Annotated in this window: 14 protein-coding genes and 1 pseudogene; 13 read left to right on the top strand and 2 right to left on the bottom strand. The window is 64.9% G+C overall.

The window, feature by feature from the left end:
* The 10 genes and pseudogenes from F3J18_RS08450 to F3J18_RS08405 form a co-directional block, all read left to right on the top strand.
* Window positions 1–153: pseudogene (locus F3J18_RS08450) on the top strand (short-chain dehydrogenase); the annotation flags it as partial.
* 60 nt (window positions 154–213) lie between these two features.
* Window positions 214–618, top strand: a complete 405-nt coding sequence (locus F3J18_RS08445) for a dihydroneopterin aldolase (RefSeq protein ID WP_013699587.1) — start codon at window positions 214–216, stop codon at window positions 616–618.
* Entirely contained in the window at window positions 615–1,604 is a 990-nt protein-coding gene (gene ttcA, locus F3J18_RS08440) for a tRNA 2-thiocytidine(32) synthetase TtcA (RefSeq protein ID WP_166912492.1), read from the top strand. The genes F3J18_RS08445 and ttcA overlap by 4 nt, the downstream gene beginning before the upstream one ends.
* Window positions 1,605–1,737: 133 nt before the next feature.
* Window positions 1,738–3,099 carry a bifunctional UDP-N-acetylglucosamine diphosphorylase/glucosamine-1-phosphate N-acetyltransferase GlmU gene (glmU, locus tag F3J18_RS08435; RefSeq protein ID WP_013699589.1) on the top strand — a complete coding sequence of 454 codons (1,362 nt, stop codon included), beginning with the start codon at window positions 1,738–1,740 and terminating at the stop codon, window positions 3,097–3,099.
* A gap of 101 nt (window positions 3,100–3,200) precedes the next feature.
* The gene (glmS, locus tag F3J18_RS08430; protein ID WP_166912490.1) at window positions 3,201–5,018 is read left to right on the top strand and encodes a glutamine--fructose-6-phosphate transaminase (isomerizing); all 1,818 of its coding nucleotides are present in this window, start codon (window positions 3,201–3,203) and stop codon (window positions 5,016–5,018) included.
* A gap of 1,135 nt (window positions 5,019–6,153) precedes the next feature.
* A complete protein-coding gene (locus F3J18_RS08425; RefSeq protein ID WP_166912488.1) occupies window positions 6,154–6,657 on the top strand; it encodes a hypothetical protein in 504 nt (167 codons plus the stop codon).
* Between the two features lie 171 nt (window positions 6,658–6,828).
* Window positions 6,829–7,401, top strand: coding sequence for a lysozyme inhibitor LprI family protein (locus F3J18_RS08420; protein ID WP_166912486.1), 573 nt, complete (start codon window positions 6,829–6,831; stop codon window positions 7,399–7,401).
* 59 nt (window positions 7,402–7,460) lie between these two features.
* Window positions 7,461–8,321 (top strand): lysozyme inhibitor LprI family protein, encoded by an 861-nt coding sequence (locus F3J18_RS08415; protein ID WP_166912484.1) that lies wholly within the window; start codon window positions 7,461–7,463, stop codon window positions 8,319–8,321.
* 28 nt (window positions 8,322–8,349) lie between these two features.
* Window positions 8,350–8,706: a lysozyme inhibitor LprI family protein gene (locus tag F3J18_RS08410; RefSeq protein WP_166912482.1), complete on the top strand. Its 357-nt coding sequence runs from the start codon at window positions 8,350–8,352 to the stop codon at window positions 8,704–8,706.
* Window positions 8,707–9,133: 427 nt separating this feature from the next.
* On the top strand, window positions 9,134–9,970 hold the full coding sequence (locus tag F3J18_RS08405) for an alpha/beta hydrolase (RefSeq protein WP_025102202.1): 837 nt from the start codon (window positions 9,134–9,136) through the stop codon (window positions 9,968–9,970).
* Between the two features lie 88 nt (window positions 9,971–10,058).
* Here F3J18_RS08405 and F3J18_RS08400 read toward each other — a convergent pair whose 3' ends face one another.
* Together F3J18_RS08400 and F3J18_RS08395 are read right to left on the bottom strand one after the other, a co-directional pair.
* Window positions 10,059–10,700 (bottom strand): GNAT family N-acetyltransferase, encoded by a 642-nt coding sequence (locus F3J18_RS08400; protein ID WP_166912480.1) that lies wholly within the window; start codon window positions 10,698–10,700, stop codon window positions 10,059–10,061.
* Complete coding sequence (locus F3J18_RS08395) at window positions 10,697–11,476, bottom strand: IclR family transcriptional regulator (protein ID WP_166912478.1); 780 nt, start codon at window positions 11,474–11,476, stop codon at window positions 10,697–10,699. Before F3J18_RS08395 ends, F3J18_RS08400 begins: the two co-directional genes overlap by 4 nt.
* A gap of 185 nt (window positions 11,477–11,661) precedes the next feature.
* Between F3J18_RS08395 and F3J18_RS08390 the strand changes: the two genes are divergently transcribed.
* From F3J18_RS08390 to F3J18_RS08380, 3 genes are all read left to right on the top strand, one after another.
* Window positions 11,662–12,648: a hydroxymethylglutaryl-CoA lyase gene (locus F3J18_RS08390; RefSeq protein ID WP_166912476.1), complete on the top strand. Its 987-nt coding sequence runs from the start codon at window positions 11,662–11,664 to the stop codon at window positions 12,646–12,648.
* Window positions 12,645–13,916, top strand: a complete 1,272-nt coding sequence (locus tag F3J18_RS08385; RefSeq protein ID WP_166912474.1) for a CaiB/BaiF CoA-transferase family protein — start codon at window positions 12,645–12,647, stop codon at window positions 13,914–13,916. The genes F3J18_RS08390 and F3J18_RS08385 overlap by 4 nt, the downstream gene beginning before the upstream one ends.
* Window positions 13,917–14,019: 103 nt before the next feature.
* Window positions 14,020–15,309, top strand: a complete 1,290-nt coding sequence (locus tag F3J18_RS08380; RefSeq protein WP_240154533.1) for an MFS transporter — start codon at window positions 14,020–14,022, stop codon at window positions 15,307–15,309.
* The last annotated feature ends 10 nt before the right edge of the window (window positions 15,310–15,319 follow it).

Below are 15,319 nucleotides of genomic sequence, written 5' to 3'. Positions count from 1 at the left end.
CGGGTCGCGGCGCTGGTGCGCGGGCGCGCCCCGCATGCCGACGAACTGGCGGCGGCCGCCTGCTACCTGGCCGATGCGCCGGGCGTGACGGGCGCCACGCTGAGCGTGGACGGCGGCGAGCATCTCGCCCCGCCCGCGGCCGGCCAAGCCTGAGGACCGGCGCGCCGAGCGCGCCATTTCGCGTGTTAGCACGCCTATTTGACTGGACCGACCATGTTTTCCGCCCTCCTGCACCCCAGGCTCGCCGACTGCCGCAGGCTCTACCTGCGTGACCACGAGGTCTCCATGCGTATCGGCGCGTTCGAGCACGAGAAGCGTGGCGAACAGCGTGTCGTGATCAACATCGACGTGTTCGTGCCGCTCGCCCTGACCACCCCGCTCAAGGACAAGCTGCGCGAGGTGATCGACTACGATCTGATGAAGCAGGCCGTCGCGCATTGCATCGCGAGCGGCCATATCCACCTGCAGGAAACGCTGGTCGACTCGATCGCCGCGCGCCTGCTCGCGCACCAGGCGGTGCGCGCGGTGCGCGTCTCCACCGAGAAACCGGACGCCTACCCCGATTGCGACGCAGTGGGCGTCGAGGTCTTTCGCATCAAGGACGAGGAGCGAGCATGAATGCGCCCCATACCCCCGCACAACACGAGGCCGTGGAGGCCGTCGAAGCCGGGGCCGAAGCCGGCCGCCGCGCGCTGACGCGCCGCGAGCAGAAGGAAGCCTACGAGAACAACAAGCTGTTCAAGCGCATCGTGCGCCAGGTCGGCCAGGCGATTGGCGACTACAACATGATCGAGCAGGGCGACAAGGTGATGGTCTGCCTGTCGGGCGGCAAGGACAGCTACGCGATGCTCGACGTGCTGCTGCGCCTGCGCGAGCGCGCCCCGATCGACTTCGAGATCGTCGCGGTCAACCTCGACCAGAAGCAGCCGGGCTTCCCCGAGCACGTGCTGCCCGAGTACCTGCGGCAGGTGGGCGTGCCCTTCCATATCGAGAACCAGGACACCTACAGCATCGTCAAGCGGCTGGTGCCCGAGGGCAAGACCACCTGCTCGCTGTGCTCGCGGCTGCGCCGCGGCATCCTCTACCGCGTGGCGGGCGAGCTCGGCGCGACCAAGATCGCGCTCGGCCACCATCGCGACGACATCGTGCAGACCCTGCTGCTCAACATGTTCTACGGCGGCAAGCTCAAGGGCATGCCGCCCAAGCTGCAGTCCGACGACGGCCGCAACGTGGTGATCCGCCCGCTCGCCTACGTGAAGGAAACGGACCTCGAGAAGTACGCCGAGCTGCGCGAATTCCCGATCATCCCCTGCAACCTCTGCGGCAGCCAGCCGAACCTGAAGCGCGCCGAGATGAAGGCGCTGATCCGCGACTGGGACAAGCGCTTCCCGGGCCGGGTCGACAACATGTTCAACGCGCTGTCGGCGGTGGTGCCCTCGCACCTGATGGACACCACGCTGTTCCCGTTCAAGGACCTGCGCGCCACCGGCGTGGCCGATCCGGCCGGCGACATCGCCTTCGACGAAGACCCTTGCGGCACCGATGCAGGTGCCGGCAAGGGCGACGGGCAAGCGATCTCGATCGTCCAGTTCGACGACCTGTAACAAGCGCTCACAAGTTCGTGGAAGGCCCGCCCGGCGGGCCTTTCCACGGAAAATCGGGGCATCGGGGCCCCTCTCGACGGCACCCCTGCGTGCTAGAATCCGCAACTCCGAACTCTCCCGACACGCTGGCGCCATGAATATCGTGATTTTGGCGGCAGGCACCGGCAAGCGCATGCGTTCCGCGCTGCCGAAAGTGCTCCATCCCCTGGCTGGCAAGCCGCTCCTCTCCCACGTCATCGATACCGCCCGCTCGCTCGCGCCCTCGCGCCTGGTGGTGGTGGTCGGCCATGGCGCCGAGGCGGTGCAGGCCGCGGTGGCCGCGCCCGACGTGCAGTTCGCGCTGCAGGAACAGCAGCTCGGCACCGGCCACGCGGTGCGCCAGGCACTGCCCTTGCTCGACCCCGCCCAACCGACCCTGGTGCTGTACGGCGACGTGCCGCTCACGCGCGCGAGCACGCTCAAGCGCCTGACCGAGGCCGCCACCGACGCCCGCTACGGGATCCTGACCGTCACGCTCGACGACCCGAGCGGCTACGGCCGCATCGTGCGCGATGCCGCCGGCAGCGTGACGCGCATCGTCGAGCAGAAGGACGCCTCGCACGAGCAGCTCAAGATCGCCGAGATCAACACCGGCATCGTCGTCACGCCCACCGCGCAGCTGGCGATGTGGCTCGGCGCGCTCGGCAACGACAACGCCCAGGGCGAGTACTACCTGACCGACGTGGTCGAGCAGGCCATCGAGGCCGGTTTCGAGGTGGTCACCACCCAGCCCGACGAGGAATGGGAAACGCTCGGCGTGAACAGCAAGGCGCAGCTCGCCGAGCTCGAGCGGATCCACCAGCGCAACCAGGCCGAGGCCCTGCTGGTCGGCGGCGTGACGCTGGCCGATCCGGCGCGCATCGACATCCGCGGCTCGCTCGCCTGCGGCCGCGACGTCTCGATCGACGTGAACTGCGTGTTCGAGGGCGAGGTGGTGCTGGCCGACGGCGTGACGATCGGCGCGAACTGCGTGATCCGCAACGCCCGCGTGGGCGAGGGCGCGCGCATCGACGCGTTCTCGCACCTGGACGGCGCCCAGGTCGGCGCGCAGGCCGTGGTGGGCCCCTATGCGCGGCTGCGCCCCGGCGCCTCGCTCGGCGACGAAGCCCATGTGGGCAACTTCGTCGAGGTCAAGAACGCGGTGCTCGGCCACGGCTCGAAGGCCAACCATCTCACCTATATCGGCGACGCCGACATCGGCGCGCGCGTGAACATCGGCGCCGGCACCATCACCTGCAACTACGACGGCGCGAACAAGTTCCGCACCGTGATCGAGGACGACGTGTTCGTCGGCTCCGATACGCAGCTGGTCGCGCCGGTGCGGGTGGGCAAGGGCGTGACGATCGCGGCCGGCACCACCGTCTGGAAGGACGTGGCCGACGGCCAGCTGGTGCTCAACGACAAGACGCAGACGGAGAAATCCGGCTACGTGCGCCCGACCAAGAAGAAGGGCTGAGGAAGCGGGCCGTTGCAGCGGCTGCGGCGGCCCCGACGGGTTAGAACAGTTTCGAAGGCGCACACGGGTTGCGCCTTCCTCATTTCGGAGGATCGATCGCCATGTGCGGCATTGTCGGCGCAGTTGCGCAACGTAACATCGTTCCGGTGCTGATCGAAGGTCTGCGCCGGCTGGAATACCGCGGTTACGACTCGTGCGGCGTGGCCGTGCTCGAGAACGGCGCGCCCAAGCGCGCGCGCAGCGTGGCCCGCGTGGCCGACCTCGACGCCCAGGTGCGCGAGACGCAGCTCGAGGGCGTGACCGGCATCTCGCATACGCGCTGGGCCACGCACGGCGCGCCGGTCACCCACAACGCGCACCCGATCTTCTCGTCGGACGCGGTGGCCCTGGTGCACAACGGCATCATCGAGAACTACGAGGCGCTGCGCGAAGGGCTGCGCGCCAAGGGTTACGAGTTCGTCTCGCAGACCGATACCGAGGTGATCGCCCACCTGGTGCACAGCCTCTATCGCGGCGACCTGTTCGCCGCGGTGCGCGAGGCCGTCGCGCAACTGCACGGCGCCTACGCGATCGCGGTGATCCACAAGGACCAGCCGAACACGGTGGTGGGCGCGCGCCAGGGTTCGCCGCTGGTGGTGGGCTTCGGCGAGGGCGAGAACTTCCTCGCCTCCGACGCGCTCGCGCTGGCCGGCAGCACCGATCGCTACACCTTCCTCGAGGAAGGCGACGTCTGCGAGCTGTCGCTGGACAGCGTGAAGATCGTCGACCGCAACGGCGCGCGCGCCGAGCGCGAGATCCGCGTGGTGAGCGCCTATGGCGGCGCGGTCGAGCTGGGCCCGTATCGCCACTTCATGCAGAAGGAAATCTTCGAGCAGCCGCGCGCGATCGGCGACACCATCCCGCCGGTGGAGGCCTTCGAGCCCTCGCTGTTCGGCGACGATGCCGCGGCCACCTTCAAGGAGATCGACAGCCTGCTGATCCTCGCCTGCGGCACGAGCTACTACTCGGGCATGACGGCGAAGTACTGGCTCGAATCGATCGCGAAGATCCCCACCCAGGTGGAGATCGCCAGCGAGTACCGCTATCGCGACTCGGTGCCGAACCCGCGCGCGCTGGTGGTGGTGATCTCGCAATCGGGCGAGACCGCCGACACGCTGGCCGCGCTCAAGCATGCGCAGGCGCTGGGCCACCAGCACACGCTCGCGGTGTGCAACGTCGCCACCAGCGCGATGGTGCGCCAGACCGCGCTGCAGTTCCTGACGCGCGCCGGCACCGAGATCGGGGTGGCGTCGACCAAGGCCTTCACCACGCAGCTGGTGGCGCTGTTCCTGCTGGCCGCGACGCTGGGCAAGGTGCGCGGGCATGTGGATGCGACGCGCGAGGCCGACTACATCCGCCAACTACGGCACCTGCCGGCGGCGCTGAACAGCGTGCTGGCGCTGGAGCCGCAGATCATCGCGTGGTCGGAGGAGTTCTCGCGCAAGGAGAATGCGCTGTTCCTCGGGCGCGGGCTGCATTACCCGATCGCGCTGGAAGGCGCGCTGAAGCTGAAGGAGATTTCGTATATCCACGCGGAAGCGTATCCGGCCGGGGAGTTGAAGCACGGGCCGCTGGCGCTGGTGACGGAGGCGATGCCGGTGGTGACGGTGGCGCCGAATGACACGCTGCTGGAGAAGCTGAAGTCGAACATGCAGGAAGTGCGGGCGCGAGGGGGCGAGCTTTATGTGTTCGCCGATGCGGATACGCATATCGTCAACGACGACGGGCTGCATGTGATCCGGATGCCGGAGCATTACGGGCCCTTGTCGCCGATCTTGCATGTGGTGCCGTTGCAGTTGCTGGCTTATCACACGGCCTGTGCGCGGGGAACGGATGTGGATAAGCCGCGGAATCTGGCGAAGTCGGTGACGGTGGAGTGAGGGGGTAATCAGGGCTGGTTGCCGTGGCAAATTCGGATCAGAAGTCGTTACACGCTTCCAAGCGGTTGATTTCTCGGCGTAAGCGCTTCTAATCCGAAAACCTGAAAGCGCCTGCTTTTGAAGGGGAATTCCCGGAAAAGGTGTCAGCGAATGAGTTTCTCGAAACGGGCGGACCGGGGCTTCGGCCTTGGCCCGCCCGTTTCGCTTTCTCCTGCAGTTTGTTGCCTCTCTCCTCGCAGCACCGCCTCTCCCCCGGGCATCGTTCTCGCGCGGATTCCGAGTTTTTGCACTGGGCGCCGTCACTAGCTTCCGAGTTATGGCTGAACGATAGCCTACAGCAGCAAGAGACAATATTTTGATAGCCCAAAGGCTAGCAGATTAATGTAGATTGATAGCCTATAGGCTAACGAAAATACACTCACGCTGAGCATGGGATGGGCCAGCCGTTCTTTGCCCGCCACATTTGCTCACCCAGCCGCAGCAACACTTTCGGGCATGTGAAGCGCTGCTCGCACTGCTCGAGCGTCACGTAGCAGCAGTGCCAGTCGTTCCCTGCCAAATCGGGATACTGGAACAGAGCTACCCTCACCGGTAAGTGGCAAGTCAAGGAAGCTCACCTCAATACGGAATCGCACCGCACCACCGAATACGCATGGAACAACCCGCGTCTGCGTGGACGATTCTTCGAATTCACGCCTGATGAGATATCGGACGATACAGACGACTTTACGGATCATTGCGCGAAACCTGCCGTGCACGACGTCGATGGGGCCTGGTTGCCGGCATCGGCAGGTGCCGACAACATGACTCCACGGCGTGGGCCGTGACGCGGCGAAGTCGCGAGAAAATCATGTGACGCCAACGTGTTTCAGAAGTAGATTGCTCGATGTATTCGGTTCGCCAGCAGCAGAAGCAAAATCCTAAATAGCTTGGCTCATCGTCAGCAACCCGACGAGATAGCAGATCCCGCAACAGGTGAAGACGCGGCAGCATCGCCCAGGTGTCTTAACTGCAAGCGCTCGGCTTCGCGGAACAGGGGTTCGAGTGGTCGAGCGACCGCGAATCGAGACATAGGACACGCTGGACATCATCGTCCGGCCCTCTTACTCAACTTCCCTATCGGCAAAGGATTTCGATGAAAACCACCGCCAGGATATTTCCGTTGCTGTCCAGCATCGCCTTGCTGGCAGGTTGCGCACCGCCGCCGCCGCCCTGCGATCAGCTTTGCCAAAACATCAACATGGACAGGATGTCGGTATCGGCCGGCATGTTGGATCCACGGTTCCTGCAATATGACCTGGCGGAGCAAAAAGCCAGGCAAGACCTGAAGCAGGCTATCGCCGCTCACGATACGCATCGTGCACAGGTGCTGCAGGCGGTGATCGATGACATCACGAAGAAACGCAATGCGCTCGATATCGCGCAGCGCCCTCAGGCACAGCGCCAGCTTCAGGAGCAACGGCAAAGGCTCATCGAGACCATACATAACGCGCCTCCCACGTCGAACGTGGATCCGGGGGCGTATGCGCGTTCGCGAGCGCCGGTGCAAGGCGGGGACGATAGCGAGGAAATCAAGCGACGCGCCCTGGAGCAGCAGCAACAGTTCGATGACATGGTGCGGCGGGAACATGGGCAGTGAGCCCCGAGATAGCGCAAAGAGTACGCGTCATCATGTTCAATTTACTGTCGGCGCTTTCCCTGGGACCATGAAGCTGCACCCTCGTAGTCGAGGCCCCGTCCTTTAAGACAAACCGAGTCGAAAAATTCACAGCTCCATGCGAATTCGAGAAAATCAGATCAGAACGATCTCATGAAGAAATTTTTCATTTGCGTGACGTTGCTCGTTCCCTTCGGCTCACACGCCAGCCCCGCCTGTGAAGGGCAGACAACTTCCGATCTCGCGAGCTGCGCCCAAGCAGATTTCGGCCGCAAAGATCGGGAGTTGAATCGTGGCTACAACGATCTACTGAAAAAACTGCCTCTCCCTCAAAAACAAAAATTCATCGATACACAGAGAGCGTGGATCAAATACAAGGAAAATTACTGCCAACAAGCTTTCAGCGCGACCGCCCCAGGAGCCGAAGCATCGATCGACAAATGGTCGTGCCTTGCCTCAACCACGGCATCTCGAATCGACGAAATTCACTACCTCGATTCATCCACCGGGATGGATGCGTTCAGGCGCTCCCTGGCAGTGATGGCCAATCTTTACGAGGGCGGCGATACGACCAAGGTCATCTCCAAGCTGCGCAGAGACACATCCGACGGAAACAACCCCGATTGGGTCAGCTATGTCGATTTGGACTGCAGCATGACCGCCGCCAAGCTGGAGGAGGCTCACGACGTATGTGTCGCTCGACTGAATTTCTATAAGAATTGGTAACCTGAATTTCCAGGTTCCTGAACAAAGGGCGACCCGCTTGGATCGATCGAGCAGCCACCATGAAAAAGCGAAAGATATTCCACCTCGTAGCCGCCTTCGCCTTCATCCTCGTCACGACCGACATACTTGGCGCTCCCCTTCCGGCTACCCTCGCCGGCAAGTGGCAAGTCAAGGAAGTTCATCTCAATACGGAATCGGGCCGCACCACCGAATACGCATGGAACGATCCGCGTCTGAACGGGCGGATCTTCGAATTCACGCCTGATGAGGTGTCGGACGACGCCGACGATTTCCCGGATCATTGCGCGAAACCTGCCGTGCACGACATCGATGCATCGCTGCGAGATCTCATGCTCCGCAGCTTAGGTGGGTACGCATATCCAGCACCTGCCGATGTCGATCCCGTTCGCGACTACAAGCTGGAGAGTGCCGAAGGAATGCATATCCGAGCATTCACGCTCATGTGCACGACAGGCCGGTGGCAAGGCGACCTCGGCCGCTCGGACAACACGGGCAACTCGGCCGACAACAAGAACAAGGGCATCCCTGGCGCCTGGATCGCTCTCGCCGATGACCAGAAAATGTATCTGCGTTGGCGTGACGAAGTCATGTTGGTGCTTATGAAAATTCCGAGCAACGCGCCCATCCAAGCGTCGTTCCCTTGCCTCAAGGCATCGACCTCGACGGAACACGCGATTTGCGGTTCTTATCAACTGGCCGCCTTTGATCAAAGCATCGCAGAATCCTATAGACGCGCCGTAACCCAAGCCAAGGCATCAGGTTCACCGATGGCCTCCCTCATCCAGGATCAGCGCCTCTGGGTCAAGGATCGCGATGCATGTGGCTCGAATGCTGCATGCATTCTTGGGTCGATGCGAAGGCGCCTCGCGGCCCTGGCAGCAGGTTCGAATGGAAGTTAAAAATTTTCACTGATCAATCGAAGACGCCATGAATAAAATCATCTGCCTGTTGCTTCTCCTCGCCCCTTTGAGCGCACTCGCCGAAACCTGCACCGGCAACGGAACCGTCTACGACGATCTAACCTGCACGAATCGTACCCTGGCCGACGCGAAGAAAAACCTCAACGCGATCTATCAGAAGATATACGCCTCCACGCAATACAAGGCCGAGTTCGAGCAATCGCAGAAAGCCTGGCTCAACTACCGAGACAAGCAATGCAATGGCTATCTCGCGGCGGAGGCCTCGCAATCCCAGGGGGAAGGTCCCGCCCTGATCGTCAGGGATTGTCTTGCCGAACTCACCAGGCAAAGAGTGGATTACCTGAAGACGCTTCTGGAAAAATAACGGACCGACGCTGAAGGCAGCCTGCCTGTCATTTCCGCCGCACGGACATCACCAACCATCGCATCCGCGTCGAAACCTTCACCATCTTGGTGCTATTTCCGCAAACCGCTAGGCACTCAATCCCTCGCAACCACCTTCGCACCAACCAACCCTGCAAACAAAGCGCGTAAGCGTGTACTGTTCTACCAGGCGACAACAGACACAAACGCGAAACCGTAAGCGGGCAAGCTGGCTTGTCCTGCACGGGACCTGATTCGCCGGCCATCGAAGCACGCGTAACGCAGTCCCACGTGCTCCGTGCCCCCAAGCTCTCACGCTCGCTCAGCCGAGCACCGTCGCCCCGTTCCACCCGCACCACCACCAACCCCGCGCCGAGCCCCGCTCGGCCCGGCCCCTGCTCCAAATCTTTCTCAGAGTGAGGATTACCATGCCGTTCGTCACCACCAAAGATCAGGTCGAGATTTTCTACAAAGACTGGGGCCCCAAGGACGCGCAACCCATCGTCTTCCATCATGGCTGGCCCCTGTCCTCGGACGACTGGGACGCGCAGTTGCTGTTCTTCGTGCAGAAGGGCTATCGCGTGATCGCCCACGATCGTCGCGGGCATGGCCGCTCGTCGCAGGTATCGGACGGACACGACATGGACCATTACGCGGCCGACGCCTTCGCCGTGGTCGAGGCGCTCGACCTGAAGAACGCCGTCCACATCGGCCACTCGACCGGCGGCGGTGAAGTCGCCCGCTATGTCGCCAAGCATGGCGAGCCGGCCGGCCGCGTCGCGAAGGCGGTGCTGGTCAGCGCGGTGCCCCCGCTCATGCTGAAGACCGATGCCAACCCCGAAGGCCTGCCCCTCGAGGTGTTCGACGGCTTCCGCAAGGCGCTGGCCGACAACCGCGCGCAGTTCTTCCTCGACGTGCCGAGCGGCCCGTTCTATGGCTTCAACCGCCCGGGCGCGACGATTCATCAGGGCGTGATCCAGAACTGGTGGCGCCAGGGCATGATCGGCAGCGCGAAGGCGCATTACGAGGGCATCAAGGCCTTCTCGGAAACCGACCAGACCGAGGACCTGAAGGCGATTTCCGTGCCGACCCTGGTGCTGCACGGCGAGGACGACCAGATCGTGCCGATCGCCGACGCCGCGCTGAAGTCCATCAAGCTGCTGAAGAACGGCACGCTGAAGACCTACCCCGGCTTCTCGCACGGCATGCTGACGGTCAATGCCGACGTGCTCAACGCCGACCTGCTCGCCTTCATCCAGTCGTGATGCGGTAATGGAAAAGCGAGTCCGCGAACGCGTGACTCGCTTTTCTCGATACGGACTGATTATCCGGAGCCTGGCCCGATCGCATCAATCAGGCAGGCTCGCCGCCACGCTCCGCTTCCGCGCAGACAAACTCCATCTCGACCAGCGGAAACCTGACATCCCCCGGCAACAGGAAGTCGAGCCGCTCGCGCGCCTGGAAACCGTATTTCGTGTAGAAGTGCTGCCCCGTCAGCGTCGCCGTCAATTGCAGCCGCGTGAAGCCGCGCTCCCGCGCCGCCGCTTCGCTCGTCTTCATCAGCAGCGTGGCGATGCCCAGTCGGGCGAATTGCGGATGCACATAAAACGCTCGAATATGCGCCGCCTCGTTGGCCGGATCGAGGCAACCCGCTTCCCGATTCGCGACCGCCTCGCCGCCGAAGGCCTTGCGCCGAAAACTCCAGCCGCCGCAACCGGCAATCACGCCATCCGACTCGACCACGAAATAGGTCCGATCCTCGATCAGTTTCCGGTCCACGCCGAACAGCGCGCCGATCGAGAGCCTGCGCTGCTCGTCGGAATACTCGCGCATCATCAGCTCAGTGACGGAATACTCGATCAGCGCCTCGATCGAGGGAATATCCGAGAGTTCGGCATGGCGTGTTTGAAGCTGATTCATCGCGTCTCCTTCGATATAGCCGGGACTGAAAGTGCCACCGTCGATCTTGCTCCCTTTCGGCGCGCTCCGGCTCACCCCACCCGAAACCCCGCCTCCCCCGCCGCCGCCAGGCTCGCCTCGAACCTGCCGCCGTCCCCGCCCAACACCACCGTCGCCCGCCTGGCACTCGCCAGCAAGGCCCTCACCGCCTCCGCCAGAATCGGCGGCAGATCGAAGCGCCCCTTCGGCCCCGACATCGTCAGCGCCCCCACCAGCTCGCCGCTGGCCCCGAACACCGGCGCCGACACCGAAGCCGTTTCCGGATCCCGCTCGCCGCGCGACACCGCCCAAAGCTGCTCGCGCACCTCGGCCAGCTTCGGCTGGTGCTCCGTGAAGGCCCGCAGCACCTTCCCCGACGCGCCCTTGTCGATCGGAAACTCCTCGCCCACGCGCACCGCCACGCGCACCGAACGCGCCGGCTCGACGCGATACAGCACCAGGCGCTTGTCGTCCTGCCTCACGTAGAACGACGCCGTCTCGGCCAGGTCCTGGCTCAGGTGCTGCAGGATCGGCTCGATCACCGGCCCGACCGCGAACGAGCGCTGGTACAGCGCCGCCAGCCGCAAGGGCGCCGGCCCGATCGCGTACTGCCCGTCGGGCAGCCGGCGAATGAAGCCGCCGTGCTCCAGCGCCGCCAGCAGCCGCAGGATCGTGCTCTTGTACAGCGCCGTGCGGCGCGACAGCTCGGCCAGCGTCAGGCGATCATCGCCCGGGCCGAACGCCTCGAAAATCGCGAACGCGCGATCGAGCACGGCCACGCCGCTCGAATTCGCGTCCACCGCCTCCTGCGCGGAACCTGCTTCGTCTTCCATCACCCGCCCGATCCTTTCGAGATTGATACGCCGCACACTCTATCGTTCTGCCTGATAGAACACAAGATCCAGGATTTTCGCGAAATTGCGGGTTAACACGGCTTAAAACAGTACGCTCGCGCTTTTATAGTTCCACCTGACAGAACATCGATCTATCAGATAGAACGCAATAAAGGAGCCGCACCATGACGACATCGTCCCCAAACCGCGTGCTGGTCAGCGAGGTCGGCCCTCGCGACGGCCTGCAGAGCATCCAGCGCGTCATGCCGACCGAGGCCAAGCTGCGCTGGATTTCCGCGCTGGCCGCGGCCGGCCTCAAGGAGATCGAGGTGGGCTCCTTCGTGCCGTCGCGCCTGCTGCCGCAGATGGCCGACATCCAGGAGGTGGTCGCGCATGCGCTGTCGATCCCGGGCCTGCACGTGGCCGTGCTGGCGCCCAACCTGCGCGGCTCGCAGCACGCCTTCGAGGCGGGCGTGCACAAGATCACGCTGCCGGTCTCGGTGACCGACGAGCACGCGATGGCGAACATCCGCAAGACCACCGCGCAGTTGATCGACGAGGTCCGCCAGATCGTCGCCCTGCGCGACGCGAGCTTTCCCGGCATCACGATCGAGGCGGGCGTCTCGGTCGCCTTCGGCTGCACGCTCGCGGGCACGGTCAGCGACGACCAGACCTTGCGCATGTGCCTGGCGATGGCCGAGGCAGGCGTCGACGAGATCGGCCTGTCCGACACCAGCGGCTACGCGAATCCCGCCCAGGTCCGCCGCCTGTTCAAGCGCCTCCAGGCGGAAGTCGGCAGCAAGGCCGGCGGTGCCCATTTCCACAACACGCGCGGCCAGGGCCTGGCCAACGTGGTGGCCGCGCTCGACGCGGGCGTGACCACCATCGACGCGAGCCAGGCGGGCCTGGGCGGCTGCCCTTACGCGCCCGGCGCCACCGGCAACATCGTCACCGAGGACCTGGTGTTCCTGCTGGAAGCGATGGGCTACGACACCAGCATCGACGTCGATGCGCTGGTAGCGGCCCGCGCGATCCTCGCCGAGGCGCTGCCCGGCGAGGCGCTCTACGGCCACCTGCCCGACGCGGGCCTGCCCAAGGGCTTCGCCTATGCCGACGGCCGCGCCCCGAGCGCGCCGCAACCCGAAGCCTGCCTGCTGGGAGTGCCGCAATGAGCCAGCAGCCCGAGCGATCGCTGCCCTACGAGGGCCTGCGCGTGGTCGAGATGACCCACATGGTGATGGGCCCGACCTGCGGCATGGTGCTGGGCGACCTCGGCGCCGAAGTCGTCAAGATCGAGCCGATCGCCGGCGACAGCACGCGCACGCTGCGCGGCTCCGGCGCCGGCTTCTTCGGCACCTTCAACCGCAACAAGAAGAGCCTCGCGGTGGACGTGAAGGACGCCCGCGGCCAGGAAATCGTGCATCGATTGCTTGGCAGTGCAGATGTATTCAGCGAGAACTTCAAGAGCGGCACCATGGAGAAACTGGGGCTGGGCTACGCCCATCTCTCGAAGCTCAACCCGCGCCTGGTCTACGTCTCGCACAAGGGTTTCCTGCCCGGCCCCTACGAGCACCGCACCGCGCTCGACGAGGTGGTGCAGATGATGGGCGGCCTGGCCTACATGACGGGCCCCGACGGGCGCCCGCTGCGCGCCGGCACCAGCGTCAACGACATCATGGGCGGCATGTTCGGCGCGATCGGCGCGATGGCGGCGCTGGCGCAGCGCGAACGAACCGGCCGCGGCCAGGAGGTGCAGAGCGCGCTGTTCGAGAACAACGTGTTCCTGGTGGCCCAGCACATGATGCAGTTCGCCGTGACGGGCAAGACCGCGGCGCCGATGCCGAACCGCATCTCGGCCTGGGCCGTCTACGACGTGTTCACCGTCAAGGACGGCGAGCAGATCTTCCTCGCGGTGGTATCGGACACGCAATGGCAACTGTTCTGCGACGCGTTCGGCTTCGCCGACCTGAAGGCCGACGCGCGCATCGCCACCAACAACCAGCGCGTGCAGGCGCGCGACTGGCTGCTGCCGCGCCTGCGCAGCCACATGGAAGCGCTCGAGGCGGCCGAGATCAGCGCGATCTTCGAGCGCATCGGCCTGCCCTATGCGCCGATCACCCGGCCGCACGAGCTGTTCGACGATCCGCACCTGCTCGCCACCGGCGGCCTGGCCGAGGTCACGCTGCCGGCCGATGCCAGCGGCGCCGGAAAGCCGGTCGCCACGCGCACGGCCCTGCTGCCGCTGACGCTGGACGGCGAGCGCCTGCGCCTGCGCGCGGCGCCGCCGGCGCTGGGCCAGCACACGCAGGCGCTGCTGCAACAGATCGGCTACCGCCCGGGGGAGATCCGGCAACTGAACCAGGCCGGCGTGGTGCGCTGCACCGAGCCACACGCTGGCGACGCGCCCGCTGCTTCGGATAACGAACTGGCCAGCGCCTGACATCGATACGCATCACACGAGAAAGCGGCCGAAGCGCGATCGCATGCGCGCTTCCGGCCGTCCAAACGATACTGGAGACGCCATGGTTTCGATCTCGCGGGACATGACACGCGCCCTCATCCCGGCGAACGCCTCGCTGGAGCAGCAGGCGGTGAGGAAGGCGGCGTGGCGGTTCATTCCGCTGCTCTCGCTCGCCTATTTCTTCAACTACCTCGATCGCACCGGGGTCGGCTTCGCGGCGCTGACCATGAACCGCGACCTGGGCCTCACGGCCACGCAGTTCGGCTGGGGCGCGGGCATCATGTTCGCCGGCTACTGCGTGTGCGAGGTGCCGAGCAACCTCGCGCTCTACCGCTTCGGCGCGCGACGCTGGCTGGCCCGCATCATGATCAGCTGGGGCTTCTTCGCGGCGGCCACCGCGCTGGCCACCGGACCCAACAGCTTCTACCTGATCCGACTGCTGCTCGGCATCGGCGAGGCGGGTTTCTTCCCCGGCGTGGTGTTCTTCCTCGCTGTCTGGTTCCCGGCGCACTACCGCACCCGCGTGCTGGCCTGGTTCACGGTGTCCACGCCGCTGTCCTCGCTGGTGGGCGGCCCGCTCTCCACCTGGCTGCTGCAGATGGACGGCAGGCTCGGCATCGCGGGCTGGAAGTGGATGTTCATCGTGGAAGGCCTGCCGGCCTGCCTGCTCGGCTTCCTGGTGCTGCGGCTGCTGGCCGACAAGCCGGCCGACGCGAGCTGGCTCTCGCCCGACGAGCGGCAGGCGCTGCAGGCCGCCTTCGATCGCGACCAGGGCGCGAGCGGCAAGCGCAAGGACTTCCGCGCCGCGCTGCGCGACCCGCGCATGTACGTGCTCGCGTTGATCTCGTTCGGCTTCACGATGGGCTCCTACGGCATCGGCATCTGGCTGCCGCAGATGCTCAAGGCGCATGGCATGAGCCTGGCCGCGACCGGCTGGATCTCGGCGATCCCCTACTTCTTCGCCACCATCGCCCTGCTCGCCTGGGCCCGGCACGTGGACCGGCGCGGCGGCCACATCACCCATCTCGCGGTGGGGCTGCTGATCGGCGCGATCGCGCTGGGCGTATCCACCCACTTCCAGCACCTGCTGCCGGCGATGACGGGCATCACGCTGGCCCTGATCGGCACCATCGCCGGGCGCACCATCTTCTACACGCTGCCGGCGCGCTTCCTGTCGGGCCAGGCGGCCGCGGGCGGCTTCGCGCTGATCAACTCGATCGGCGCGCTGGGCGGCTTCGCCGGCCCCTACCTGGTCGGTTATCTGAAGGACGGCTTCGGCACCTTCTCGTCCGGCATGATCGGCCTGGCCATCGTGCTCGGCATCACGACCCTGCTGACGCTGTCGCTCCACGCCTTCCACCGCGAATCCTGAGATCGTGACC

The organism is Burkholderia sp. Ax-1720, assembly GCF_011753035.1.
Taxonomy (GTDB): domain Bacteria; phylum Pseudomonadota; class Gammaproteobacteria; order Burkholderiales; family Burkholderiaceae; genus Burkholderia; species Burkholderia gladioli.
Note: the sequence above shows the minus strand (reverse complement) of the source record. Positions and strands in the feature narration are given on the sequence as shown.